The organism is Halodurantibacterium daqingense (assembly GCF_042666235.1).
Taxonomy (GTDB): domain Bacteria; phylum Pseudomonadota; class Alphaproteobacteria; order Rhodobacterales; family Rhodobacteraceae; genus Halodurantibacterium; species Halodurantibacterium daqingensis.
This window is the reverse complement of sequence record NZ_JBHTFQ010000001.1, coordinates 1-22,953: the sequence shown is the minus strand read 5'-3', so window position 1 is coordinate 22,953 and position 22,953 is coordinate 1. Positions and strand designations below refer to the sequence as shown.

The 22,953-nt window shown below is 65.2% G+C and carries 22 protein-coding genes and 1 tRNA gene; 13 read left to right on the top strand and 10 right to left on the bottom strand.

From position 1 onward, the window contains the following. From tsaE to regB, 3 genes are read right to left on the bottom strand one after another with little or no spacing between them, the layout of a single operon-like run. Positions 1–540: a tRNA (adenosine(37)-N6)-threonylcarbamoyltransferase complex ATPase subunit type 1 TsaE gene (gene tsaE / locus ACFQXB_RS00115; RefSeq protein ID WP_377397259.1), complete on the bottom strand. Its 540-nt coding sequence runs from the start codon at positions 538–540 to the stop codon at positions 1–3. A gap of 48 nt (positions 541–588) precedes the next feature. Beyond that, positions 589–2,145 carry a PAS-domain containing protein gene (locus ACFQXB_RS00110; protein ID WP_377397256.1) on the bottom strand — a complete coding sequence of 519 codons (1,557 nt, stop codon included), beginning with the start codon at positions 2,143–2,145 and terminating at the stop codon, positions 589–591. Between the two features lie 59 nt (positions 2,146–2,204). Continuing rightward, a complete protein-coding gene (gene regB, locus ACFQXB_RS00105; protein WP_377397252.1) occupies positions 2,205–3,593 on the bottom strand; it encodes a sensor histidine kinase RegB in 1,389 nt (462 codons plus the stop codon). 121 nt (positions 3,594–3,714) lie between these two features. Here regB and ACFQXB_RS00100 point away from each other — a divergent pair, with 121 nt between their 5' ends. Then, positions 3,715–4,338 (top strand): SCO family protein, encoded by a 624-nt coding sequence (locus ACFQXB_RS00100; protein WP_377397249.1) that lies wholly within the window; start codon positions 3,715–3,717, stop codon positions 4,336–4,338. Positions 4,339–4,430: 92 nt separating this feature from the next. After that, positions 4,431–4,988, top strand: a complete 558-nt coding sequence (locus ACFQXB_RS00095) for an ActR/PrrA/RegA family redox response regulator transcription factor (protein ID WP_377397246.1) — start codon at positions 4,431–4,433, stop codon at positions 4,986–4,988. Here the strand turns inward: ACFQXB_RS00095 and ACFQXB_RS00090 are convergent, their stop codons facing one another. Together ACFQXB_RS00090 and ACFQXB_RS00085 are read right to left on the bottom strand one after the other, a co-directional pair. Beyond that, positions 4,989–5,582, bottom strand: a complete 594-nt coding sequence (locus tag ACFQXB_RS00090) for an HD domain-containing protein (protein WP_377397243.1) — start codon at positions 5,580–5,582, stop codon at positions 4,989–4,991. It abuts the gene before it with no gap. Continuing rightward, entirely contained in the window at positions 5,579–6,532 is a 954-nt protein-coding gene (locus ACFQXB_RS00085) for a glycosyltransferase family 8 protein (protein ID WP_377397240.1), read from the bottom strand. The genes ACFQXB_RS00090 and ACFQXB_RS00085 overlap by 4 nt, the downstream gene beginning before the upstream one ends. 96 nt (positions 6,533–6,628) lie before the next feature. Between ACFQXB_RS00085 and ahcY the strand changes: the two genes are divergently transcribed. Then, the gene (ahcY, locus tag ACFQXB_RS00080; protein ID WP_377397237.1) at positions 6,629–8,023 is read left to right on the top strand and encodes an adenosylhomocysteinase; all 1,395 of its coding nucleotides are present in this window, start codon (positions 6,629–6,631) and stop codon (positions 8,021–8,023) included. A gap of 22 nt (positions 8,024–8,045) precedes the next feature. Continuing rightward, on the top strand, positions 8,046–8,813 hold the full coding sequence (locus tag ACFQXB_RS00075; RefSeq protein WP_377397234.1) for a hypothetical protein: 768 nt from the start codon (positions 8,046–8,048) through the stop codon (positions 8,811–8,813). Positions 8,814–9,216: 403 nt separating this feature from the next. Here the strand turns inward: ACFQXB_RS00075 and ACFQXB_RS00070 are convergent, their stop codons facing one another. From ACFQXB_RS00070 to tsaD, 4 genes are read right to left on the bottom strand one after another with little or no spacing between them, the layout of a single operon-like run. Next, positions 9,217–9,639, bottom strand: coding sequence for an EVE domain-containing protein (locus ACFQXB_RS00070; RefSeq protein WP_377399096.1), 423 nt, complete (start codon positions 9,637–9,639; stop codon positions 9,217–9,219). Beyond that, on the bottom strand, positions 9,639–9,914 hold the full coding sequence (locus ACFQXB_RS00065; protein WP_377397232.1) for a YciI family protein: 276 nt from the start codon (positions 9,912–9,914) through the stop codon (positions 9,639–9,641). The genes ACFQXB_RS00070 and ACFQXB_RS00065 overlap by 1 nt, the downstream gene beginning before the upstream one ends. A gap of 1 nt (position 9,915) precedes the next feature. Then, complete coding sequence (locus ACFQXB_RS00060; RefSeq protein WP_377397229.1) at positions 9,916–10,872, bottom strand: NAD(P)H-dependent glycerol-3-phosphate dehydrogenase; 957 nt, start codon at positions 10,870–10,872, stop codon at positions 9,916–9,918. After that, complete coding sequence (gene tsaD / locus ACFQXB_RS00055; RefSeq protein ID WP_377397227.1) at positions 10,869–11,960, bottom strand: tRNA (adenosine(37)-N6)-threonylcarbamoyltransferase complex transferase subunit TsaD; 1,092 nt, start codon at positions 11,958–11,960, stop codon at positions 10,869–10,871. Before tsaD ends, ACFQXB_RS00060 begins: the two co-directional genes overlap by 4 nt. 73 nt (positions 11,961–12,033) lie before the next feature. Here tsaD and ACFQXB_RS00050 point away from each other — a divergent pair, with 73 nt between their 5' ends. The 9 genes from ACFQXB_RS00050 (at position 12,034) to ACFQXB_RS00010 (ending at position 22,628) form a co-directional block, all read left to right on the top strand. Then, positions 12,034–12,747 carry a uroporphyrinogen-III synthase gene (locus tag ACFQXB_RS00050; RefSeq protein WP_377397224.1) on the top strand — a complete coding sequence of 238 codons (714 nt, stop codon included), beginning with the start codon at positions 12,034–12,036 and terminating at the stop codon, positions 12,745–12,747. Between the two features lie 55 nt (positions 12,748–12,802). Continuing rightward, positions 12,803–14,119, top strand: a complete 1,317-nt coding sequence (locus ACFQXB_RS00045; protein WP_377397221.1) for a COG4223 family protein — start codon at positions 12,803–12,805, stop codon at positions 14,117–14,119. 10 nt (positions 14,120–14,129) lie between these two features. Further along, the gene (locus ACFQXB_RS00040; protein WP_377397218.1) at positions 14,130–15,569 is read left to right on the top strand and encodes a heme biosynthesis protein HemY; all 1,440 of its coding nucleotides are present in this window, start codon (positions 14,130–14,132) and stop codon (positions 15,567–15,569) included. Between the two features lie 54 nt (positions 15,570–15,623). Next, a tRNA-Thr gene (locus ACFQXB_RS00035) sits at positions 15,624–15,699 on the top strand. A 1,150-nt stretch (positions 15,700–16,849) separates the two neighbouring features. Next, on the top strand, positions 16,850–17,683 hold the full coding sequence (locus tag ACFQXB_RS00030; protein WP_377397215.1) for a flagellar motor protein MotB: 834 nt from the start codon (positions 16,850–16,852) through the stop codon (positions 17,681–17,683). An 82-nt stretch (positions 17,684–17,765) separates the two neighbouring features. Then, on the top strand, positions 17,766–19,067 hold the full coding sequence (locus ACFQXB_RS00025) for a flagellar hook protein FlgE (RefSeq protein WP_377397212.1): 1,302 nt from the start codon (positions 17,766–17,768) through the stop codon (positions 19,065–19,067). 39 nt (positions 19,068–19,106) lie between these two features. Next, positions 19,107–20,537, top strand: a complete 1,431-nt coding sequence (gene flgK / locus ACFQXB_RS00020; protein ID WP_377397209.1) for a flagellar hook-associated protein FlgK — start codon at positions 19,107–19,109, stop codon at positions 20,535–20,537. Between the two features lies 1 nt (position 20,538). Further along, entirely contained in the window at positions 20,539–21,531 is a 993-nt protein-coding gene (locus ACFQXB_RS00015) for a flagellin (RefSeq protein WP_377397206.1), read from the top strand. Further along, positions 21,528–22,628 (top strand): flagellar basal body P-ring protein FlgI, encoded by a 1,101-nt coding sequence (locus ACFQXB_RS00010; RefSeq protein ID WP_377397203.1) that lies wholly within the window; start codon positions 21,528–21,530, stop codon positions 22,626–22,628. Before ACFQXB_RS00015 ends, ACFQXB_RS00010 begins: the two co-directional genes overlap by 4 nt. A 34-nt stretch (positions 22,629–22,662) precedes the next feature. Here ACFQXB_RS00010 and ACFQXB_RS00005 read toward each other — a convergent pair whose 3' ends face one another. Continuing rightward, complete coding sequence (locus ACFQXB_RS00005) at positions 22,663–22,791, bottom strand: hypothetical protein (protein ID WP_377397200.1); 129 nt, start codon at positions 22,789–22,791, stop codon at positions 22,663–22,665. Between the last annotated feature and the right edge of the window lie 162 nt (positions 22,792–22,953).

The following is a 22,953-nucleotide window of genomic DNA, read 5'->3' as shown; positions in this document are numbered from 1 at the left end:
TCATGCATCCTGGCTGGGGGCGGTCTGGGTCTGGGCGGAGTCCGGCGCATCTTCTGCAAGGGACTCGCCGCTTCCGGACAGCACGGCAAGGCGTCTCTGCCAACTCTCCGGGGCCGTGATCTGCAGGCGGCGGCTGTCATCGGCAAGCGGTTCGAAGCGCAGATGGAGCGCGTCCGGCGGTGTCAGATCGCCCAGTCTCTCGGGCCATTCGATCAGGCAGATCGCCGTTGTGAACGCCTGATCGAGACCAAGTTCGGCCCCTTCATCCGGATGGCCCAGGCGATAGAGATCGGCATGCCAGATCTCGGCCTTCCCGTCGTCATAGGTCTGCACCAATGTGAAGGTGGGCGAGGGAACCTCGGCGTCCGGGGCCTGCAGGCGTGCACGGATCAGGGCGCGGGCAAAGTGGCTTTTTCCGGCGCCGATCGGCCCCTCCAGCAAGAGCACATCCCCTGCGGCAAGCCCGGGTGCCAGTTTCCGGGCAAGCAGCGCGGTCGCTTCGGCATCAGGCAGGGTCAGGGTGAGGGAGGCGTCGGTCATAGGCGACTTTTACCCGCTGCGGAGCGCGCTGCAAGCCGGATCGAAGTGTCAGGCGGGAATGCCCACAAGCCCGAGGTCATGCCGGCCATTTCCCGCGCCCGAGGCAGAAGAAAAGCCGACGAGCAAGCCGCCACCCGTCAGCGGGGCGATGCGGCAGTGCAGGGCCCGCCCGTCGCGGAGCGTCACTGCCCCGGTCCAGTCGGCGCGGGCGCCCAGCCGGCGCGGGAAATCCGACCAGACGGGATCGGGAAGGCAGGCCTGCTGCCATTGGCGCAGCGTATCGGCCAGCCCTACCTCGGCCAGTGTGGCCGCGGGGTCCGTCCCCCAAAGCCGGGCATAGGCGCGGTTGGACATGGTGACCACCCCGGCGGCGGAAAAGACGATGACCGCCTCGTCCAGGGCATCAAGAACAGCCTGGCCGATCTCGAGCTCGGCGCGGAAGCGCCGGGTAAGGGTGATTTCCTCGGTGATATCCTCGACCAGAAAGGCAACCGCCCCATCTGCATGCGGACGTCCGGTGACGCGATAGGTCTGGCCGCTGGGCAGGGTCCAGGTTTCTTCATAATGTCCGGGTGTGCCGCTTTCCATTTCGGTGAACTGCTGGCGCCAGGTCTTGTAATCTCGCGGTTCGGGCAGCATCTGCCTGTCGCGCAACTGGTCCAGAAACGCGGCCAGCGTGGGCCGGGCCGAAAGAAACTCGGCACCCAGCGCCGTCAGGTCGGTCAGGGCGGGGTTGAACAACTGCAGGCGACGCTGACGGTCAAAGATCGCCAGCCCGATCGGCAGATGCGCAAAGGTCTTGGCGAGCGTCTGCATGAAGCTGCGCAGGGAAAGCTCGGCCTGAACCGTGGCATCGGCCGGAACGGCAAAACACAGCAGGTCTTCGCCAAGCGGCAGGGTTTCGCAGTCGAACCATCCCTCCTGTCCGCCCGACGCTGTGGAATGCTGAAGCCTCTGGCGCGCCGCTTTCCTGTGATCGGAGGCAAAAAGCGCTGGCAGGGGCCAGCCAAGATCGTCCGTGCCTTCAGCGGCGCGCAGCAGATAGGCGCGGTTGGCCCAGGTAACTGCGCCGGCCGGATCCTCGCGCCAGATCAGCATCGGCGCGTGTTCCATCACGGCGCGCAGCGTTGCCAGTTCATCGGTTGCAGCGCGGAAGCTGAGCGCGTCGACCGTCACCACCTGCCCTTCTGCCTCGGGATCGAGGAGGGTAAGGCGCGTGAGCCCCTCGCACCATTCTGCCCGCAGGTGCAGTCGGCGCGGACCGCCCCCGGTGCAGGTGAAGCTGCCGGTTTCGGCAAGCTCCTCCAACTGCGGACGAAGGCCGGGGAACTGGGCTGCGAGATAGGCGAACAGCCGCGCCTCGACCCCGGTCTGGGCACCGGTTTCGCCCTGATCCAGCAGAAGGCGAGCTGCAGGCGTGGCATCGACGATCCGATCCCCGTCAAGCAGAAAGACGATGTCATCCTCGCCCAAGGAAAAGATGCCCCTTGCCGGTCTGGCGGCCGCACGTCCCGGCAGGAGGTAAAGCCCCCCCATGGCGAGCAGGGCCGAGGTGAACGACGTCACGATCAGAAGCAGTGTCAGCGACCATCCATCCAGCGGCATCGGGTCATCCTTCGCGATACGCGATGATCCTGCGGCTCAATGGTTAATCAACCGTTAACTCAACTGAGGATTGTAAACGGTCTGTTGGCGCCGATCGCCTCTTCCCGGTCGGCGGCGATGCTGTCGCGCGGCCAGCTGACCTCGACCACGGCGCCGCGCCGGTCTGGCCGTTCCGAGGCAAGCAGGAAGGGATCTGCGGCATTGGCAAAGGCAAGTTCCGCCCCGGATCGTTCAAGCAGGGTCTTGGCGATGAACAGTCCAAGGCCCATGCCCTCGTAGCCCGGGCGCCGCGGGTTGTCCGCGCCGCCACTGCGCCGGCGTACGAATGGGTCGCCGATGCGTCCGAACAGATGGGGCGGAAAACCCTCGCCATCATCGACAATGCGCAGGGTGATGGTGCCGTCGGTCCATTCGGCATCGATCCAGACGTTCGCATCGGCAAAATCCACCGCGTTCTGGATCAGGTTCCGCAGGCCATGGACGATCTCGGGCTTGCGCCGGATCGAGGGCTGGCGATCGTCGCCGCCCGGTCCCGGCGCCATCTGGACATGAATCTGCTTGCCGCGATCCATATGGGGCTCGGCCGCTTCGCTGATGACTGCGGCCAGCGGTGCCTGCCGCAGATGCAGGTCATCCTTGCCGGCGCGCCCCATCGAACGCAGGATGTCGCGGCAGCGGTCGGCCTGCTGGCGGATCAGTTCGGCATCGGCCCGCTGTTCGGGGTTTTCAAGCTCATCGACCATTTCCGAACTGACCAGCTTGATCGTTGCGAGGGGGGTGCCAAGTTCATGCGCCGCGGCGGCCACGACGCCCGCCAGGTCGGTCAGCTTCTGTTCGCGCGCCAGCGCCATCTGGGTTGCCAGAAGCGCATCGGCCATAGAATGGATCTCCGTGGTGACGCGGCGGGAATAGAAGCCGAGGAACACCACACCGATCACGATCGCAAACCATGAGCCGAATTCGAAGATGGCCGGGCTGCGCAGCACCTCGCCGGTGGCAAGCCGCAGCGGCAGATAGAAGAACGACAGCAGCGTGACCAGCGCGATGGCTGCGGCGCCCAGGAATAGCGTGCTGCGCAGCCGCAGCGCAGTGGCCGAAATCGTCACCGGCGCAAGGATGAGCAGCGCGAAAGGGTTGTGCAGCCCGCCCGTCAGATACAGCAGGAACGCGAGCTGCGCGAGGTCGAAGAGGAAGGTCAGCACCGCCTCGCTTTCGGAAAGGCGCTTGTTTGCCGGAAAGACGAAAACGGCAATCAGATTGAAGATCACCGAGGCGCCCACGGCCACCAGGCTCATCCCGAGGTCGATCTGCAGGCCCAGATACTGGTGCGCCACCGCGATTGCGCCCAACTGGCCGGCGATCGCGAACCAGCGCAGCACGATCAGCGTGCGCAGGCGCAGCCATGCGCTGCGGGTATCATGCGTGAGGCCGAGCGAGGCGCGCATCATGACATCGGTCCTGTCGTCATCGTGATTGCCTCCTTGTCGCACCCGCACAGGTTGGGCTTGTCCGTGCCTGCGTGATGATGGATCAATGCGCGCAAAGTGCAAGCAGCCTCAGGAGAGCCCGATGACCCGTCTGTATGCAGGTATTGCAGCCGCAGCGGTGGCCGCCGTTCTGGGGGCGCTTGGTGTCGTCGTTCTGATGCGCGGCCAGGACGAGGCCTTTGCCCAGTGCCGGGCCACGAATGTCGCAGGCGGCACCGCCGCCATCGGCGGGCCCTTCGAGCTTGTGGATCAGACGGGCCGCACCGTGACCGATGCCGACGTGTTCACCAAACCGGCCCTCGTCTATTTCGGCTATACCTTCTGCCCCGATGTCTGTCCGCTGGACAGCGCGCGCAATGCCGAGGCCGTGGATCTGCTTGAGGAGATGGGATATGAGGTGACGCCGGTGTTCATTTCGGTCGATCCGCAGCGCGACACGCCCGAGGTTCTGGCCGATTATGCCGAACTGTTCCATCCGCGCATGATCGCGCTGACCGGCAGCCCTGAACAGGTTCAGGCGGCTTCGCAGGCCTATCGCACCTATTACCGCATCCATGAAAGCGACGATGAATTCTACCTCGTCGATCATTCGACCTTCACCTATCTGGTGCTGCCCGAAGTCGGATTTGTCGAATTCTTCCGGCGCGAAAGCTCAGCCGAGGAAATGGCCGAGGCAACGTCCTGCTTCCTCCGCGCAGCCTCCTGAGGTTTGACCTCGGCGGGGCGGGGCCCTAGAACATCCGAAATCGACTTTCAGCCGTAAATGCCCGAAGGGTTGAACGGCGAACGGGGGAACCGATGCCTGAAGATCAGATTGTGGACCTGGGCACTGACCGCACGCTGCTGCTGGTTGATGACGACGAGCCGTTCGTGCGGCGGCTGGCAAAGGCGATGGAGAAGCGCGGATTCCAGCCCGAAACCGCCGAATCCGTCGCGGCTGGCAAGGCGATTGTCGCGGCGCGGCCGCCGGCCTATGCGGTCGTGGATCTGCGGCTCGAGGATGGCAACGGGCTGGATGTGGTCGAGGCACTGCGCGAAAGGCGCCCCGACAGCCGCATCGTGGTGCTGACTGGCTATGGCGCCATCGCGACAGCCGTGGCCGCGGTCAAGATCGGCGCGACCGATTACCTCTCCAAGCCTGCGGATGCCGATGACGTGATGAACGCGCTTCTGGCCCGTGGATCTGAATCGCTGCCGCCCCCGCCGGAGAACCCGATGTCGGCAGACCGCGTGCGCTGGGAACATATCCAGCGGGTCTATGAAATGTGTGACCGCAACGTGAGCGAGACCGCACGACGGCTGAGCATGCACCGGCGCACCCTGCAGCGCATCCTGGCCAAGCGCAGCCCGAAATAGTCAGCAGCGCGCCAGAAGCGCGTAGTGGCGTTCAAGATAGGCTGCGCGCACCGCGACCGGCGGCCGCAGCAGCAGCTCCAGCCCCTCCACATGGCGTGGATCGGGCCGGCCGAACAGCTTGTCTGCCTCGGACCGGGTAAAGCCCGCGATCTGGACCGCCTCGAGCCAGGCCGAGATCCGGTCGGCACGCTTGATCTTCTGCTTGATCGCGACAGGCAGTGTGGCAGGCAGGCCGAACCGCAGGTGAATTGCCTGGGTCAGCCGCGCATCCAGCGTCCCGTATCCCGGGCCGATTGCCGATTTGACCGGCGAGATCATGTCGCCGATCACATATTCCGGCGCGTCATGCAGCAGCGCCGCAAGGCGCCACCGCACCGGCAATGCCGGTTCAAGCCGCGCGAAGATCTCTTCGACAAGCAGCGAGTGTTCGGCCACGGAATAGGCCCAGTCGCCCCGCGTCTGCCCGTTCCAGCGCGCCACGAAGGCAAGACCGTGGGCAATGTCCTCGATCTCGATATCCACCGGCGTGGGGTCGAGCAGATCGAGCCGCCGCCCCGACAGCATCCGTTGCCAGGCGCGGGGGGCGCGGGTCATGCGATCACATGCCTTTCGTCACGAAAACGCTGCAGATAGCGGTTGATCCTGCCGCGGCCCGCAAGATGCTGGACCATCACCAGCGCGAAATCCTTGCCGCGGCTTTGCAGCGTTTCCTGCGCGACGGGAACGACCGGCAGGTCGGGGAAGTAGCGTGCGAAGAATGCGGCATAGGCGATCGCATAGCGCAGCGGATAGACGCCGCGCGGGTCGTTCCACGGCTTCAGATGCCCCACGAAATGAACCAGCCGCGCCCCTGACCACAGCGCGAAGAGCGGGCGTTTGGCGACCCATTGCCAGTTCCAGACCGGGCTGAGCTCGGCCCAGTTGCCACGCAACACGCAGTTCAGCAGCGACTGGTCGTGATGATGCACTGCGTCAGGATGGGCGGTGCGGAACTCGAGCGCGCGCGCCAGCACCCGGTCCGCCTGAAAGCGCGTTGTGTCGATCAACATCAGCCCCGCGTTGAAGTAGGGCGCGGCGGGCCAGCCCATCGCCTTGAACTCGCTCACCTCTTTCAGGGGCGTTGACCATTGCTGCATGTCGCGCACCGCCGCGACCGCATGCGGCCCAAGATCAAGATCCAGCAGCAGGCCGGGATCGCCGGCCTCCAGGAACATGTCGGCATCAAGGTAAAGAATGCGGTCATAATCCGGGGCGAGTGCCTCGGCCACCCAAAGGCGGAGGTAGGTGCTTCTGGGCAGATCGGCGTCGTGCAGCGCGCCGTAATCGGCGCCCGGCGTGATCTGGATGATCCGGAGCCCGGGTGCCGCAAGTTGCGCCGGCAGGGTCAGCGCCTCGGCCGAACAGATGCAGATGTCATAATCACGCCAAGGGTTCTGCCCGGCGATCTGGTTTGCCAGAAAGGCGGCATGCGGCAGGAACCGCGCATCGGCGCAGAGCGCAATCGCCCGACGATGTGCTGGCTGTGACGAATTGTCTTGGTTCATAACCGCTTCCTAACCACTTGCCGCCGGCGGCGTTGTCGTTTCGGGCTCGCGGTGCTATCTCACCCGCATTGCGGAACACGTCAAGGAGAACGGCGCATGGCAAAAGATTACATAATCCGGGACATCGCGCTGGCAGGATATGGCCGCAAGGAGCTGACCATCGCCGAGACCGAGATGCCGGGCCTCATGGCGCTGCGGCAGGAATTCGGTTCCAGCCAGCCGCTGAAGGGTGCGCGCATCGCCGGCAGCCTGCACATGACGATCCAGACCGGCGTGCTGATCGAGACGTTGGTGGCGCTCGGGGCGGATGTGCGCTGGGCCTCGTGCAACATCTTCTCGACTCAGGACCACGCGGCTGCGGCCATCGCCGAAGCCGGCGTTCCCGTCTTTGCCATAAAGGGCGAGACGCTGGCGGAATACTGGGCCTATACCGATCGGATCTTCCAGTTCGAGGGCGGGCCGGCGAACATGATCCTGGATGATGGCGGCGACGCCACGCTTTACATCCTGATCGGCGCGCGTGTCGAGGCTGGCGAAAACGACCTGATCGCGGCGCCGCAGTCCGAAGAGGAAGAGGCGCTTTTCGCGCAGATCCGCAAGCGGCTGGCGCAGTCGCCCGGCTGGTTTACCGCGCAGCGCGATGCCATCCGCGGCGTCAGCGAGGAAACGACGACCGGCGTGCATCGGCTTTATGACCTGCACAAGAAGGGCCAGCTGCCGTTCCCGGCGATCAACGTCAACGACAGCGTCACCAAGTCCAAGTTCGACAACAAGTATGGCTGCAAGGAATCGCTGGTCGATGGCATCCGCCGTGCGACCGACACGATGCTGGCCGGCAAGGTCGCCGTGGTCTGCGGCTATGGCGATGTGGGCAAGGGCTCGGCCGCGTCCCTGCAGGGTGCGGGCGCGCGCGTCAAGGTGACCGAGATTGATCCGATCTGCGCGCTTCAGGCGGCAATGGACGGGTTCGAGGTGGTGACACTTGAGGATGTCGCGGCAAGCGCCGACATCTTCATCACCACCACCGGCAACAAGGACGTGATCCGCATCGAGCATATGCGCGAGATGAAGGACATGGCCATCGTCGGCAACATCGGCCATTTTGACAACGAGATTCAGGTGGCGGCCCTGCGCAACCACAAATGGACCAACATCAAGGAACAGGTGGACATGATCGAGATGCCCTCGGGCAACCGGATCATTCTTCTGTCCGAGGGCCGTTTGCTGAACCTCGGCAATGCCACCGGGCACCCGAGCTTCGTGATGTCGGCCAGCTTCACCAACCAGGTTCTGGCGCAGATCGAGCTCTGGACCAAGGGCGACGACTATGCGCCGGGCGTCTACATCCTGCCCAAGCATCTGGACGAGAAGGTGGCGCGCCTGCATCTTGCCAAGATCGGCGTCAAGCTGACCGAGCTTCGCCCCGATCAGGCGGAATATATCGGCGTCTCGCCACAGGGTCCGTTCAAGTCGGATCATTACCGGTATTGAGATCATGAAGCTTTGTGGGACGATGGCGACTTATCCCGCACGTGCGGATACACTTCATTTCGTGGTGCAGACCATCGCCCCCCAACTGGACAAGCTGACGCTGGTGCTGAACCAGTACAAGGATGTGCCGCCCTGGCTGGCCGGGTTCGCAAACGTGGACCCGGTCATCCCGGATCAGGACACCAAGGACTGTGGGAAGCTTCTACCCCGACATGTGGATGCGGATCTTGTCTTCCTTCTGGATGATGACATCCTCTATCCGGCGGACTACGTTTCCCGTTCATGCGAAATGATCCGCGTGCTGAACATCCCTGGGGCTGTTTATGGCCATCATGGGCTTGTGTATATCCGGCCAAGGCTGCGTCTTTCGGCCCATGTGCTGCGGGATTACAGCCGCATCCGCAGGGGAAAGATCTTCAAGCTCAACCAGGCGTTCACCTATATGCAGCGAGTCGATCGGGCACATGTCGTGGATGAACTCGGAACCGGCGTGTTGATCGCCCCGCCGCAGTTGCTTCCGCGGTTCGACGAGGTCGCTGACGCGATGGGCTTCATCGACACGAGAGTCGCCCTTCTGAGTTACCGGCGCAAGATCCCGTTGATTGCGTTGCCGCACGATGCGGGATGGCTCAAGACGATCATGTTCTCTCAGTCACTTTACGAGGACTTCTCGCGCCATTGTCCGCCCGAGGTCGCCGACGAGATCCGACAATATGCTTTCGGGCACGAACATACGGCGCTCCGGCTTGGGCCGTTGCCCGAGGTTTCTGAACGGATCTGGCTGCCATGACGAAAGCACCGGAGCGGGTGCGCGATGGTCGGATGTCGAACGACAGTATCCCCGAGGCGATGAAGATGCCGCGCCGCGGGCCATTGCACGTGCAGGCAGTGGCAATCAACAATCGGAAACACCGCGATGCTCGATTGCCGCCTTTGCCGCGCTGGGCCGGATCCGGGCAGGGGCTGTCGTCTGTTCTGCGGCGGGTTGAAGCGCCGAAGAGGCGCCCGAACGCACCTCGGGTGCCGCCTCCGACGATCATTCAACTTTTCAGGGCATGTTGCTTGAGCAGAGGGCGCCTGCGCCCTAGTCTTGAGGGATGGCCAGGACGGCCTTGCCTTGTCTGGCGCGCGTGTGGTGAAGGCGCGTGGGGGATGATGGGGGGCCGTCGGGGGCCCCCCATCGCTATGCACGGCTAGGCTTGCGGCAGGCCGCCCATTTCGCAGATGATCTGCCATTCCTCATCCGTGACCGGCTGCACCGAAAGCCGGGACGTCCGGACCAGCGCCATCTCGGTCAGGCGCGGGTCGGCCTTGCACATTTCCAGCGTCACGGGGCGTGGCATCGCCTCCAGCGCCCGGATGTGGACGCAATCCCAACGCGGATCATCGGCCGTGCTGTCGGGGGCGCTTTCGGCGCAGACCTCGACGATGCCGACGATCTCCTTGCCCTGGTTCGAATGATAGAAGAACCCGCGGTCGCCCAGCTTCATGGCGCGCATGTTGTTGCGGGCGGCATAGTTCCGGACGCCCGACCATTCCTCGCCTGCCGCGCCGCGTGCAACCTGCTGGTCCCAGCTCCAGCTGTCGGGTTCGGATTTGAACAGCCAGAAGGCCATCAGCCGACGACCTTTTTCCACGGCCGGATCGTCACCGACTCGAAAAGTCCGGCCACGCCATAGGGATCGGCCGCAGCCCAGGCCTCGGCAGCGGCCAGATCCTCGGCTTCGAGAATGACGAGCGAGCCGCACATGTCACCGGCCGCATCCAGAAAGGGCCCGCCCAGCTGGACCACGCCGGTTTCGGCAACATAGGCAAGATGCGCGTCGCGATTGGCCTTGCGCAGGTCCAGCTGGTTCGGCTTGTCGAGGCAGATAAGGGCGAAAAGCGGCATGTCATTCCTCTTTGAGTGGTCGCGCCATCAGCGCGGTCATTGCATCGGCGACGGTCAGTTCACCGCCCACCACGGCGGCGACCATCGTGGTGATCGGCATGTCTATGCCCCGGTTGCGGGCAAGTGCGGTGATGGCCCGGGCGGTTGCGACACCTTCGACCGTGGCGCCTTCTTCCGGAGCGCTGCCTGCGCCAAGCGCGCGGCCAAAGCGGAAGTTGCGTGACAGGTCCGAGGTGCAGGTCAGAACCAGATCGCCAAGGCCCGACAGCCCGGCCAGCGTTTCCGGTCGCGCCCCCAGATGGACGGCAAGCCGCAGCATTTCGGCATAGCCACGGGTCATCAAGGCGGCCCGCGCGCTGTCGCCAAGGCCCGCGCCCATCACCATGCCGGCGGCGATCGCGATGACGTTCTTGACCGCGCCGCCCAGTTCCGCCCCCGTGAGATCCGTGCTGCGATAAAGTCGCAGCGCGGGCGTCGAAAGCTGCGCCTGAAGCGCGGGGCCAGCGACCGGATCGGCGCAGGCCAGCGTCAGCGCGGTGGGCAGGCCGCGGGCAATGTCGGCGGCAAAGCTTGGGCCGGTCAGCACTGCGACCGTGGCCCCCGGGCAGGCCTGTGCAAGAAGCGCGCTTGGCCCCTTGCCGCTGGCCAGATCCACCCCTTTCGAACAGGCGACCAGGCTTCGGCCGTCTAGATGCGTGGCGTTGCGGGCAAGAAAGGCCCCCAGTTGCTGCATCGGCAGGGCGACCAACACGATGCTGGCGGCGGACAGATCTGCGAGATCCTGCGTCAGGGACAGGCTGGTCGGCAAGGGCACCCCGGGCAACCGCGCCCGGTTTTCACGATCCCGGGCCATGTCGCGCAGATCGCGCGCCCACAGGATCACCGGTCCTTGCTGAGCCAGCGTGACTGCGAGTGCCGTCCCGAAGGCTCCGGCGCCGATGATCGCGATCGCCGTCACGCCTTGGCCCCCTTGCGACCAGAGCCGATGAGTGCCGGGCTGCGTTCGTCCAGCGGCCAGCGGGGGCGCGCTGCAAAGGGGGCGGGCGGGATCCCGGCCCGGATCTGCTCCAGCCCGGCCCAGGCGATCATCGCGGCGTTATCCGTGCAAAGTGCAAGTGGAGGGGCAATGAACCGCGCACCATGACCCTGACACAGCCCTTCAAGCGCAGCGCGTATGGCCCGGTTCGCGGCGACGCCACCGGCCAAGGCAAAGACGGGCTGCGGCGGTCGAAGCGCAAGGTAACGTGCCAGCGCGCGGCGGGATTTTTCGGCCAGGACATCCCGCACTGCCGCCTGAAACCCGGCGCAAAGATCGGCGCGGTCCTGCCGGGTGATGCCACCCTGTTCTGCGACAAGCGTATTGCGCGCCCGCAACAATGCGGTCTTGAGCCCCGAAAAGGACAGATCACAGCCAGGCCGGTCCAGAAGCGGCCGTGGAAAGGCAAAGCGCAGCGGGTCGCCCGTGGCGGCCTCGGCCTCGACCGCGGGGCCACCGGGTTGCGGCAGGCCCAGAAGCTTGGCCGTCTTGTCGAAAGCCTCGCCGGGGGCATCATCGATCGTGCCGCCAAGGCGTGTAAAGCGGTCCACTTCCTCGACCGCCAGAAACTGGCAATGCCCGCCCGAGACCAGCAGCATCAGATAGGGAAAGGCGATCCCGTCGGTCAGGCGCGGGGTCAGCGCGTGCCCCGCCAGATGATTGACCGCGATCAGCGGCAATCCGGCGCCTGCAGCAAGCCCGCGGGCGCACATCACCCCCGACAGCACGCCGCCGATCAGTCCCGGGCCCGCGGTCACCGCGATGGCATCCAGTGCCCCAAGCGGCAGGCCCGCCTGCGACAGCGCTTCCTCCACGCAAAGATCCACTTTTTCGGCATGGGCGCGGGCGGCGATTTCAGGGACGACACCGCCGAAATCGGCATGCAGCTCGGTCTGACCGGCAACCACCGAGGAGAGGATCTGCGTTCCCGCAGGTCCGCTGCGCACCACGGCGGCAGCTGTGTCATCACAACTGCTTTCGATGCCAAGAAGGGTCAGCGTGTCGCGCATGTCTCTGCCGGTTGCGGGCCTCTGCCATCGCAGGTAACACTGCGGGCCTTGGCAGACAATCCCGGTGGGCACCATGACGCTTCCTGCCCTGTTGCTGACGCGCCCGGCCCCGCAGTCGCAGCGCTTTGCGGCCGAGCTTGCGCGGCGCTGTTCCGTTCCCTTCCGGACCGTGATCGCGCCGGTGCTGCGCATCGACCAATTCGCACCCGAGCCGTTGCCGGCCGATGTTGCCGGGCTCGTGATGACCTCGCAGCATGCGGTGGATCGGGTGACGCCGGGGTTGCCGGTCTGGTGCGTTGGAGAGCGCACCGCGGAACGTGCCCGGGCGGCGGGGCATGATGTGCGGGGGGTGGCGCCCGATGCGGCGCGGCTGGTGCCGTTGCTGGTCTCGGCCCAACCGGCAACGCCGCTTTTGCACCTGCGGGGCGTGCATGTGCGGGAGCATCTGGCAGACCTGCTCGGCGCAAGGGGGCTGCCCACGCGCGAAAGGGTTGTCTATGATCAGGTTCCCGTTGCGCTGAACGATGCGGCGCGGGCGCTGCTGCAGCAATCCGTACCCTTGGTGGTGCCCTTGTTCTCGCCCCGGTCGGCCAGGCTGCTGGCCGATCAGATCGCCGCAGTTCGCGGGGGGCTAAAGGCGCAGCTTCTGCCGGTTGCCATCAGCGCGGCGGCGGCGGCAACCTGGGCGGAACTTGCGCCCGAGACGCCGGTTGTTGCCGCACGGCCGGATGGCGAGGCCATGGCTGCCGCCTGTGAAAGCGCACTTGTCGCGGGTTCGGCGGCTTGAGACAGGGCCGTCGGCAGGCTAAGTAGGGACGAATGCGGCTTCAGGAGGACGGTTGGTGGCACGGTCTGGCAAGGGCAAGGAAAACGACTCTGCGGGCGGCAAGGCCGAACTCTCGCCCCCCGGGACGACTGCGCCGGATCAGCCGGACCAGCAGCCTGAAACTGAGCCCGCGCAGGCCGATGTCCCCCGTGCAGCGACCGGATCCGTGACTGAGTCGCAACCGCAAGACCTGCACGAGACGCTCACGGTTGCGGTTTCGGAACAGGAGGGTGTCCAGCCGCAGCAGGCCGATACGCCGCCCGATCTTTCGCCCGGAGCCCTGCCCGAACCGCCCGCCGAGTCGGCGATCGAGATGCCGCCATCGCCAGATGCGGACATGCAACGTCAGTCGCGGCCCGGGCGCCGGGGCGGGGCAGTTGCCGCCTTTCTGCTGGGCGTTGCGGTCGCAGTCGCCCTTGGAGCCGGTGCATGGTACTACATGACGGAAACCGGCGCCTGGCCCGGACAAGCCCCCGTCGCAGATACCGGGGCACAAGACACATCCGAGGCCGCCTTGCTTGCGGCGCTGGAGCGGCAGACCGAGCGTCTTGCCGCGCTTGAGGCCGAGTTGCAGCGCCCGGCCGCAACGGCGGATCTGTCGTCGGTCGAGGCGGGGCAGGCCGCGCTTCTGGAACAGCTTGCGGCGCTTCAGGCGCGTCTGGCGGAGATCGAGAGTCAACCCGCCGAAGCTGCCGCCCCCGACCTGACCGCGCTTGAACAGGAGCTTGCCGCCCTGCGCGACCTGCTGTCGGAGGATCAGGCTGATATCGAGGCTTTCCGTTCCGAAGCCCGCGCCCGCGCCGAGGCCGAGGCTGCCGCCGAACAGGCCGCGCGGGCCGCCGAACAGGTCGAACAGCGCGCGGCCCTGTCGGAGATCCGCGCAGCGCTTGAGGGCGGGGCCGCGTTTTCTGCGCCTCTGGCCCGGCTTTCCCAGGCGGGACGCGATGTCCCCGCCCCGTTGCAGTCTGCCGCCGAGGGTGTTCCGACCCGCGCCGAACTGCGCGAAACCTTCCCGGCTGCGGCGCGCGCTGCCCTTGCGGCTGCCCTTCCTGCCACTTCGGGCGAGGCGCTGCAGGATCGTCTCGCCGGCTTCCTGCGAGTCCAGCTTGGCATGCGCAGCCTGACGCCGCGTGAAGGGGACGATCCCGATGCTGTCCTGTCGCGTGCCGAGGCGCATCTTGCCCGCGGCGCCCTTGCCGAGGCGCTGGCCGAGCTGGACGCGCTGCCCGAGGCGGGGCAGCAGGCCCTTGCCCCCTGGCGCGTGCAGGCGGAAAGCCGCATTGCCGCGGAAGAGGCGCTTGAAACCCTCTCCGCCGCCCTTTCTCCGAACTGAGGACGTCCGCATGCTCTGGTCACTGGTCAAGATCCTTTTGTTCGTCGCGGCGGTTGCGGTGCTGGGCTACGGTGCCGCTCTCCTGACCGATTCCGATGACGGCATGCGCATTGCTGTCGCCAATACCGAATTCACGCTCGGGCCTCTGCAGGCAGTGATCGTTGCGCTGCTTCTGATGGTTCTGTTGTGGATCCTGCTGCGTCTGGTCGGGCTTCTGGTCGCCAGCCTGCGGTTCCTGAACGGCGATGAAACCGCGCTCTCGCGCTATTTCGACCGCAGCCGCGAACGCAAGGGGCTTCAGGCCCTTGCGGATGGCATGATCGCGCTGGCGGCTGGCGAGGGGCGCACGGCGCTGCGCAAGGCAGAGAAGGCCGACCGCTACCTGGAGCGGCCCGAGATTACCCGGTTGCTGACCGCACAGGCCGCCGAGCTTGTGGGCGACACCCAGCGTGCCGAAGAGGCCTACAAGGCCCTGCTGCGCGATGATCGCACCCGTTTCGTTGCCATCCGCGGCATCATGAAGCAGCGTCTGGCCGAGGGCGATACGGCGACTGCCATGAAACTGGCCAAGAAGGCTTTCGCGCTCAAGCCGCGGCATGTGGAAACCCAGGACCTGTTGTTGAAGCTGCAGGCGGAAGGCGAAGACTGGAAGGGCGCGCGCGCCACGTTGCAGGCCAAGGTCAAGGCCGGCGCGCTGCCGCGCGATGTCTATCGCCGCCGCGATGCGGTTCTCGCCCTTCAGGAAGCCCGCGAGGTCTTTGCCGAGGGCAACAGCATCGAGGCCCGCGAAGCTGCGATCGCCGCCAACAAGCTGTCACCTGATCTCATTCCCGCAGCGACCATGACCGCCCGCAGCTATATTGCCGAGGGCAAGCCGAAATATGCCGCGCGGGTGCTGCGCAAGGCCTGGGAGGCCCGCCCCCACCCGGATCTGGCCGCGGCCTTTGCCGAGATCGCGCCCGATGAAACACCGGTCGAACGGTTGAAGCGATTCGCCGCCCTCACCTCCCTCCGGCCCGAGCATGAGGAAACGCGCCTTTTGCAGGCTGAATTGCAGATCGCCGCCGAGGATTTCCCTGCAGCCCGACGCGCGCTGGGCGACCTGGTCGAGCGGCATCCGACCGCCCGCGTCTTGACCATCATGGCCGCGATCGAACGCGGCGAGGGCGCGGATGATGCTGTGGTTCGCGGCTGGCTGGCCAAGGCGCTGACCGCATCGCGGGGCCCGCAATGGACCTGTGACAGCTGCCATAACATCCACAGTCACTGGGTGCCGATCTGCGAGAACTGCGGCGGCTTCGACACGCTGAGCTGGTCCGAACCGCCTGAAGGTACCGGCCCCAGCGCGACCCAGACCGAGATGCTGCCGCTGATCGTCGGCACGCCGGACTCCGCCGCGCCAGAGGCCGAGGGCGTGATCGATGCCGAGCCGCAAAAAGCTGCAAATTAGGGCTACACACTCGCCCGCGATGGTGCTATCAGGCGCCGCACCGGCAAGAACCGGGCCGCTGTAGCTCAGCTGGTAGAGCACGTCATTCGTAATGATGGGGTCGGGGGTTCGAGTCCCTTCAGCGGCACCACTTCCTGCCCCGAGGCAACCTGAAAAGGGTTCCTCAGTATCGCCTTCGTAGGAATTTATGCCTTTTCATCCTGATGTCCGGGCGCTCTTGACGCCCAGAGCACAAGACTGCATCTGACAAACTCGATCGGCGAATGGCTCTCTGTGTGTCCGATTTTCCGCGGCATCTGAAGCAGGCCTGCGCGAGGAACATATTTGTTCGTCCGGGTTATCAAGGCCAACTTGTTAGGCCCCAAGGGCAGATCGGCAATGCGACCCAGCCGCCCGGATGCTCAGCTTGTGCCGAAGCGGGGCAATGCCACGATACTGCGTACTGAAGCGGTTGACAATCGTTGCGGGAGTCGATGCCAAATGGTTGACAGCAGGGCCGATCGATCACTGGGAGGAAAACGGAGGTCCCAGGCGAAGGGCTGGTGACCCCGTGACTCCGGGGGTGGGGATCATTCAGATGAACGGCGGATCGTCGGGTTCCGTAGGAGGACGACGGGACCGAGGCTGGTTGGTGCTTCATGACCTCATGAATGGTGCGTATCAGCGGATCGTGGTGCGACCTGGCGAGAATGCCACGGGAGGTGCGCTTCGGGATGCCGCTGGAAGGCCTGTTTACACAAGGGCCGCCGGTGTTCTGCATCCGCTGCGCCGAAGCTTTCCGCTTCGGTCTCCATCACATCCTGCCGGCCGTGGCCGAGCATGGGCGCGCGAGGGTCCGGTCGCTCCGGTTGGTGGGGGTGGCGGCCAGAGGCCGATGAAGGGCTCCGTTTAGGGGAAGGGCGCGCGAAGAATCTCGCTCTCACGGCGTGTCCGGCGGCTGTGGCCGGTGATCTGCAAGAGGTGCACCGGCGGAGCCCGCGCGTCATGACGCGAATCGTGCAGTTGAATCCCGGGGTGGGACAGGGCGGAGGGCCCCGGACGTGGCCGTAATGGCGCCGCCCCATCTTCGCAAGGGCTTCATGGCACGGTCGAATACTGGCCTTTCCTGGGCAAAGGCGCGCCTTTCTCGGCGGTCGGAGGTTCCGCGGTCGGTGCCCGCAGGCCATGCCCGGCGGCGGCAGATCACGCCTGCCTGGTCTCAACTTGTTCAAATTCGGCCGTTAAGGCCTTGTTCATTCCTGAGGCCTAAGGCTGATCTCGGGTGAAAGTGAGGTGGTGGAATGGCCGCATTGGGAAATGCAGCGCCGATCATCATCAAGCGGAAGAAAGTGATCAGCGGCGGACACCACGGGGGGGCGTGGAAGGTTGCCTATGCTGATTTCGTGACGGCCATGATGGCCTTCTTCCTGCTGATGTGGCTGATCAGTGCGACAACGGAAGAACAACGTCATGGAATCGCGGATTTCTTCAATCCGTCCATTCCGCTCAGCCGGACGTCCGGCGGTGGTGACGGGGTGATGGGTGGCGACGACGCCCGTTCGGAACGAACGATGGCGAATGCGGGGCGGGGGGCGACCAGCCTGTCGCCCGCGCGCGATCGGCAGGCAGTCGGGCAGACCGGAACCGATGAAACAGCGACCGAGGAATTGACGCAGGAACAGCTCGAATCGCTTGAGGATGCCCTTCTTGCGAAATCGGGCGAGAGCATGATGGCAGAACAGCTCCTGCGCCATGTCGTGACGCGGATCAGCGACGAAGGTCTGATCATCGAGCTGTTCGACCTCGACAATGCGCCGCTTTTCCAGGGCGAAAGCGCTGAACCCACCGCCGTGACCGAGGCGCTTTCAGCCATGCTGGTCGAGGTGTTCGCGCTGGTGCGCAACCGTGTGGCGGTGACGGGGCACACGCGGTCCTATCCGATCGTGATGCGCAGCAATCCTGCCTGGGATCTGTCCACGGAACGGGCTCAGGCGATGCGGAGGCTTCTTGCCGGCGCGGGGCTTGACGAGGCGCGTATGCAGCGTGTGACCGGCGCTGCCGATCGTCACCCCGTCCTGCGCAACACCATGGCCAGCCGCAACAACCGCCTGGAGGTCGTTCTGCTTCGTCGTTGAGAAGTCGTCAGCCGTTAGGGTGATCTTAAACCCTCGTCTGCAATCTGCGCCTGTCCGAGACGATGCAGCAGAAAGGCGCAGCATGACGATTTCCTCCTCCCTCAATGCCGGTGTGGCCGGGCTCAACGCCAATGCGGCGCGCCTGGCAGCCATCTCTGACAACATCGCCAACTCGGCGACCTATGGCTATCGACGCGCGACAACCGATTTCCACGCCATGGTCATCAATAGCGGGACCGGCGGATATACGGCCGGGGGGGTCGCGGTCACCTCATCCCGGCTTGTGGATCGCGGCGGATCGCTGATTTCGACCACCAATGCCACCGATCTTGCGATTGCGGGCCGCGGGATGCTGCCGGTCACCAGCTATGCCGCGGTCAACAACATGTCCGGGAACTATCCGCTCATGCTGATGCCCACCGGCTCGTTCCGTCCGGATGCCGAGGGCGTCTTGCGCACGGATACCGGGCTTGTCCTGCTTGGCTGGCCGCTTGATTCGGATGGCGCCTTGCCGCAGGTTCCGCGCGACACTTCGGCGGCGCTGATGCCGGTTCGTGTTGCCATGAACGAATATGCAGGCGCACCGACAACCCGCGTTGAAGTGGGCGTGAACCTGCCCGCGACCAGCACGATCGCGGGCGCGGCCGGCCAGATCGAGGGGCTGGCTGTGGAATACTTCGGGAACCTCGGAAATTCCGAAGCGCTGTCGATCAGCTACGAGCCAACGGTGCCCGCAACCGGGTCGTCCAACACCTGGACGATGACGATCCGCGATTCAGCTTCCGGCGGTGCGATCGTCGGGGAGTTCACGCTGACCTTTGATGATACGCGCGGCGGGGGTGGCCGCCTCGACTCGGTGACAGCGCTGTCCGGCGGGACCTATGATGCAGCAACCGGCGAACTGGTGATCAATGTCGCGGGCGGGCCGATGAACCTCGCCATCGGCCGCATCGGCCAGACCGGTGGCATGTCGCAGCTCGGGGACAGTTTCGCCCCGTTGATCATCGCGAAAGACGGATACGCGGTGGGCACGCTCACAGGTGTCGAGGTCAATGACAGCGGCATCGTCTACGCACTCTACAGCAACGGATCGAGCCGCCCGATCTTCCAGGTGCCGGTAGCAGACGTGCCCAATCCGAACGGGCTGCGTGCGGTGGATGGCGGCGCCTTCACCGTCACCAATGCCAGCGGCGGTTTCTATTTGTGGGACGCAGGTGACGGCCCGACGGGAAGCATGCGCGGCTACGCCCGGCAGGAGTCAGCAACCGATGTGGCCGGCGAGTTGACGCAGCTGATCCAGACGCAGCGGGCCTATTCGTCGAACGCCAAGGTCATCCAGACGGTGGACGAGATGCTGCAGGAAACCACCAACATCAAGCGCTGAGCAGCCACCACCGCATCCTGAGCCGAAAGGGGGCAAGGAATGAGCATTACCACCTCACTGTCAAATGCGATGTCGGGTTTGAACGCGGCCTCGCGCGCGGCTGAAGTCGTGTCGTCCAACATTGCGAATGCGATGACCGAGGGCTATGCGCGCCGCGAACTCATGTTGTCCTCCCGGGATGCATCCGGCGTGCAGATCGACGGAATTCAGCGAATCCTGAACCAGGCAATTCTGACGGATCGTCGGGTCGCTGTCGCCGCGTCGGGCGAGGCGTCGGTGACGCTAGCCTTTCTGCGCAAGACCGAGGCCCAGATAGGGACCCCCGATGATGCCTCGTCGCTTTCGGCACGAATTGCGGCGCTTGAGGCAACGCTGCTCGAGGCTTCGGCGCGCCCCGAATCGGATGCGCGGCTTGCCAATGTGCTTTCGGCGGCCAAGGATGTCGCCCAACACTTTCATGCGATCTCCACCGACGTTCAGATTGCACGTGGAGACGCCGACCGTTCCATCGCGACAGACGTCAAGACATTGAATGAATCTCTGGTCATGATCGCCGACCTCAACCGGCAGATCGCGACCACCGGGCTGGGCGGCCGCGATGTCAGCGCGCTTCTGGACCAGCGCCAGCAGCTTGTCGACAAGATCAGCTCGATTGTGCCGGTAAAGGAGGTGGCGCGCGACAATGGCCAGATCGCCCTGATCACCTCTGGCGGCGCACTCCTTCTGGATGGAAGGCCGGCCCAGATCGAATTCGCGGCTGCCGGTCTGATCACGGCCGACATGACATTGGCATCGGGGGCGCTGTCTGGCGTGACGATCAACGGTTTTCCGGCCGCGCGCAGCCTTGAGGGCGGCAGCCTTTCGGCACATTTCGCGGTTCGCGACGACCTGGCAGTCGACGTTCAGGTGCAGCTTGATGCGCTTGCCCGCAACCTGCTGGAGCGCCTGTCGGATCCCTCGGTGGATCCGAGCCTTGGCGCGGGTGCCCCCGGCCTGTTCACCGATCAGGGCGGCCCGTTTGATCCAGCCGATGAGGTCGGCCTCGCTGCCCGACTGCGCCTGAACGGGGCAGTCGATCCCGCCCAGGGCGGGGCGCTGTGGCGCCTGCGTGACGGTATCGGCGCCGCAGCACCAGGCGACGTCGGGAACGGCACGATCCTAGGTGCGCTGGGGGCGGCCCTCGCGGCCACGGGCCCTGCTGCCTCGGGGGGGTTCGGCTCCACCGCCAAGAGCTTTTCGGGGCTCGCGGCCGAAATGCTCTCGCTGATCGCGGCCGAGCGGCAGACGTCGGAAACCCGGTCAAGTTTTGCCGCGGCGCGGGTGGGCACGCTTCGGCTGGCCGAACTGCAAGGGGGCGTTGATACGGACGAGGAGCTTCAACGCCTTCTGCTGATCGAACAGGCCTATGCTGCGAATGCGCGGGTGATCCAGGCTGCCGACGAAATGATGCAAGCACTGCTGAGGTTGTAACATGATCATTCTTCCGACGGGCGATCTCGCGCGCCATATCATTCTTCGTCAGCAGATGGCGGATGTGAAAGCTGGCCTTCTGCGCCACAGCAACGAACTCGCGACGGGTCGGGCAATTGATCCCGGCGCGCGCGTAAAGGGGGATTTCACCACGCTGGCGGGCATCGAACGCGGGTTGGAGCGGCTGAAAGCCTTCAAGATGGCCGCAACCGAGGCCACGTTGATTACCGAGACACTTCAGAATGCGCTGGACACGACCCAGGCCATGGCCGTTGACGTGGGCAATGTCATGCTGTCGGTGGCAAGCCTCGGCCAGGACAGCTCGCTTGATGCGGCCACGCTCTCGGCCAAGGACCGTTTTGCGACAGCCGTTTCCGCGTTGAACATGCAGGTCGCGGGTCGGACGCTGCTTGCCGGGGCGGCGACGGCTGGCCCCGCACTGCTTCCGGCCGAGGATATTCTCGCGGCGCTGACCGCCGCGACGACAGGGGCGGCTTCGCTGGCCGATTTCCGGGCAACGGTCGAAACCTGGTTCGCGGCAGGGAATGCCTATCTTGGTTCCGCCCAGCCGATGTCATCCTTCACGATAAGCGAGACGGAATCCATCCAGCTGACCATGACGGCCGCGGATCCTGCAATCGGCAAGATGCTGTCCGCCCTGGCCCTGGGAGCGTTGCTGGATCACCCTGATCTTGCCGGGCAGACGGCACAGCGGGCAGAGCTTGCCAAGGCAGCGGGGGAATCGCTGCTGTCGAACCAGGGTCCGTTCAGCGCACTGCGGGCAACGCTTGGTCTTGCGGAATCGCGCGTCGAAGCAGCTGTGGTCCGCAATGGTGTCGAGACAACCACCTTGACACAGGCGCGTGAGGCACAGATCGGTGTGGATCAGTTCGATTCCGGCACGCAGCTCGAGGCAGCCCAGACGCAGCTTGAAACCCTTTACGCGGTAACGGCGCGGATGTCGCGCCTGTCACTTGCGGATTTCCTGCGATGATCGGGCGCATTCTGCTGCTCTGGCTTTGTCTGGTGCCGGCCATGGCGCTGGCCGGGCCCATCCGGATCAAGGATCTGGTGGAATTTGATGGTGTGCGTGGCAACGATCTGGTCGGCTATGGCCTGGTCGTGGGCCTCAACGGGACGGGTGACGGCTTGCGCAACGCGCCCTTCACGGAAGACATCATGTCGAATATCCTGGAACGGCTTGGTGTCAACGTGACCGGCGAACAGCTCCGCCCCAAGAACGTCGCGGCGGTCTTTGTCACGGCGACCCTTCCACCCTTTGCCCGTGCCGGGGGGCGGATCGATGTGACGGTATCTGCGATTGGCGATGCCAAAAGCCTGCTGGGTGGCACATTGATCATGACCCCCCTCACCGGTGCCGACGGTCAGATCTATGCTGTTGCACAGGGTTCGATCCTTGCGGGGGGTGTCTCGGCGCAGGGCGAGGCCGCCAGCGTCGTTCAGGGCGTGCCGACGGCGGGGGTGATCCCCTCTGGGGCGCGGGTCGAACGCGAACTCGATTTCGACTTTGCCAGCCTGCGGCAACTGCGTCTTGCACTGCGCGAACCGGATTTCACGACTGCGGGCCGCATTGAACAGGCGATCAACGGCGCCTTCGGCCGTCCGGTGGCGGCAATGCTCGACGCGGGGACGGTGCTTCTCGACATTCCCGCCACACGGCAGGCATCCGCGGCGCATGCCGTGGGCCGGATAGAGAATCTGAGTGTGGAGCCCGAGCAACGCGCCCGTGTGGTGGTGGACCAGCGATCGGGGACCATCGTCATGGGGGCGGATGTGCGCATTTCGCGTGTCGCGGTTTCGCAGGGAAACCTGACGCTGCGGGTCGAGGAAGCGCCCTTGGTTGTTCAGCCCAATCCCTTCTCCGGCGGGGAAACCATCGTGGTGCCCCGCAGCCGGGCCGAAATCGATCAGGGGCAGGGCGTCGGTCTGGCCGAGGTCACGGAAGGAACATCGCTTTCGGAAGTAGTCGCAGGGCTCAATGCGCTGGGCGTCGCCCCGCGCGACATGATCGACATCCTCAAGAGCATCAGTGCCGCCAAGGCGCTTCACGCCGAGTTCATCGTGAACTGAGGAAGGGCTGCGGCCAGGGCCGCAGCCCATGCGCTCAGGTCACGGCTTCCTGGCGGATCCAGGCTTCGGTGCGCTCCAATGTGCGGCCCATGCGTTCGAGGATCGCGGCCACATGTGCCTCGGTCACGATCAGCGGCGGGCACAGCGCCAGAGTGTCGCCCACCGCGCGGAAGATCAGCCCTTCGTCATGCCCGATCGCCGCAGCGGCGGCACCGGCCTTTCCCGGGGTGGAGATGGGGTGGATGCCGCTCTCTCCCCAACGGCGTCGAAGTGCGCCAAGCTTGTGATGCTGAAGTCACAAGAGAAACGAGAGGGCATCCATGAA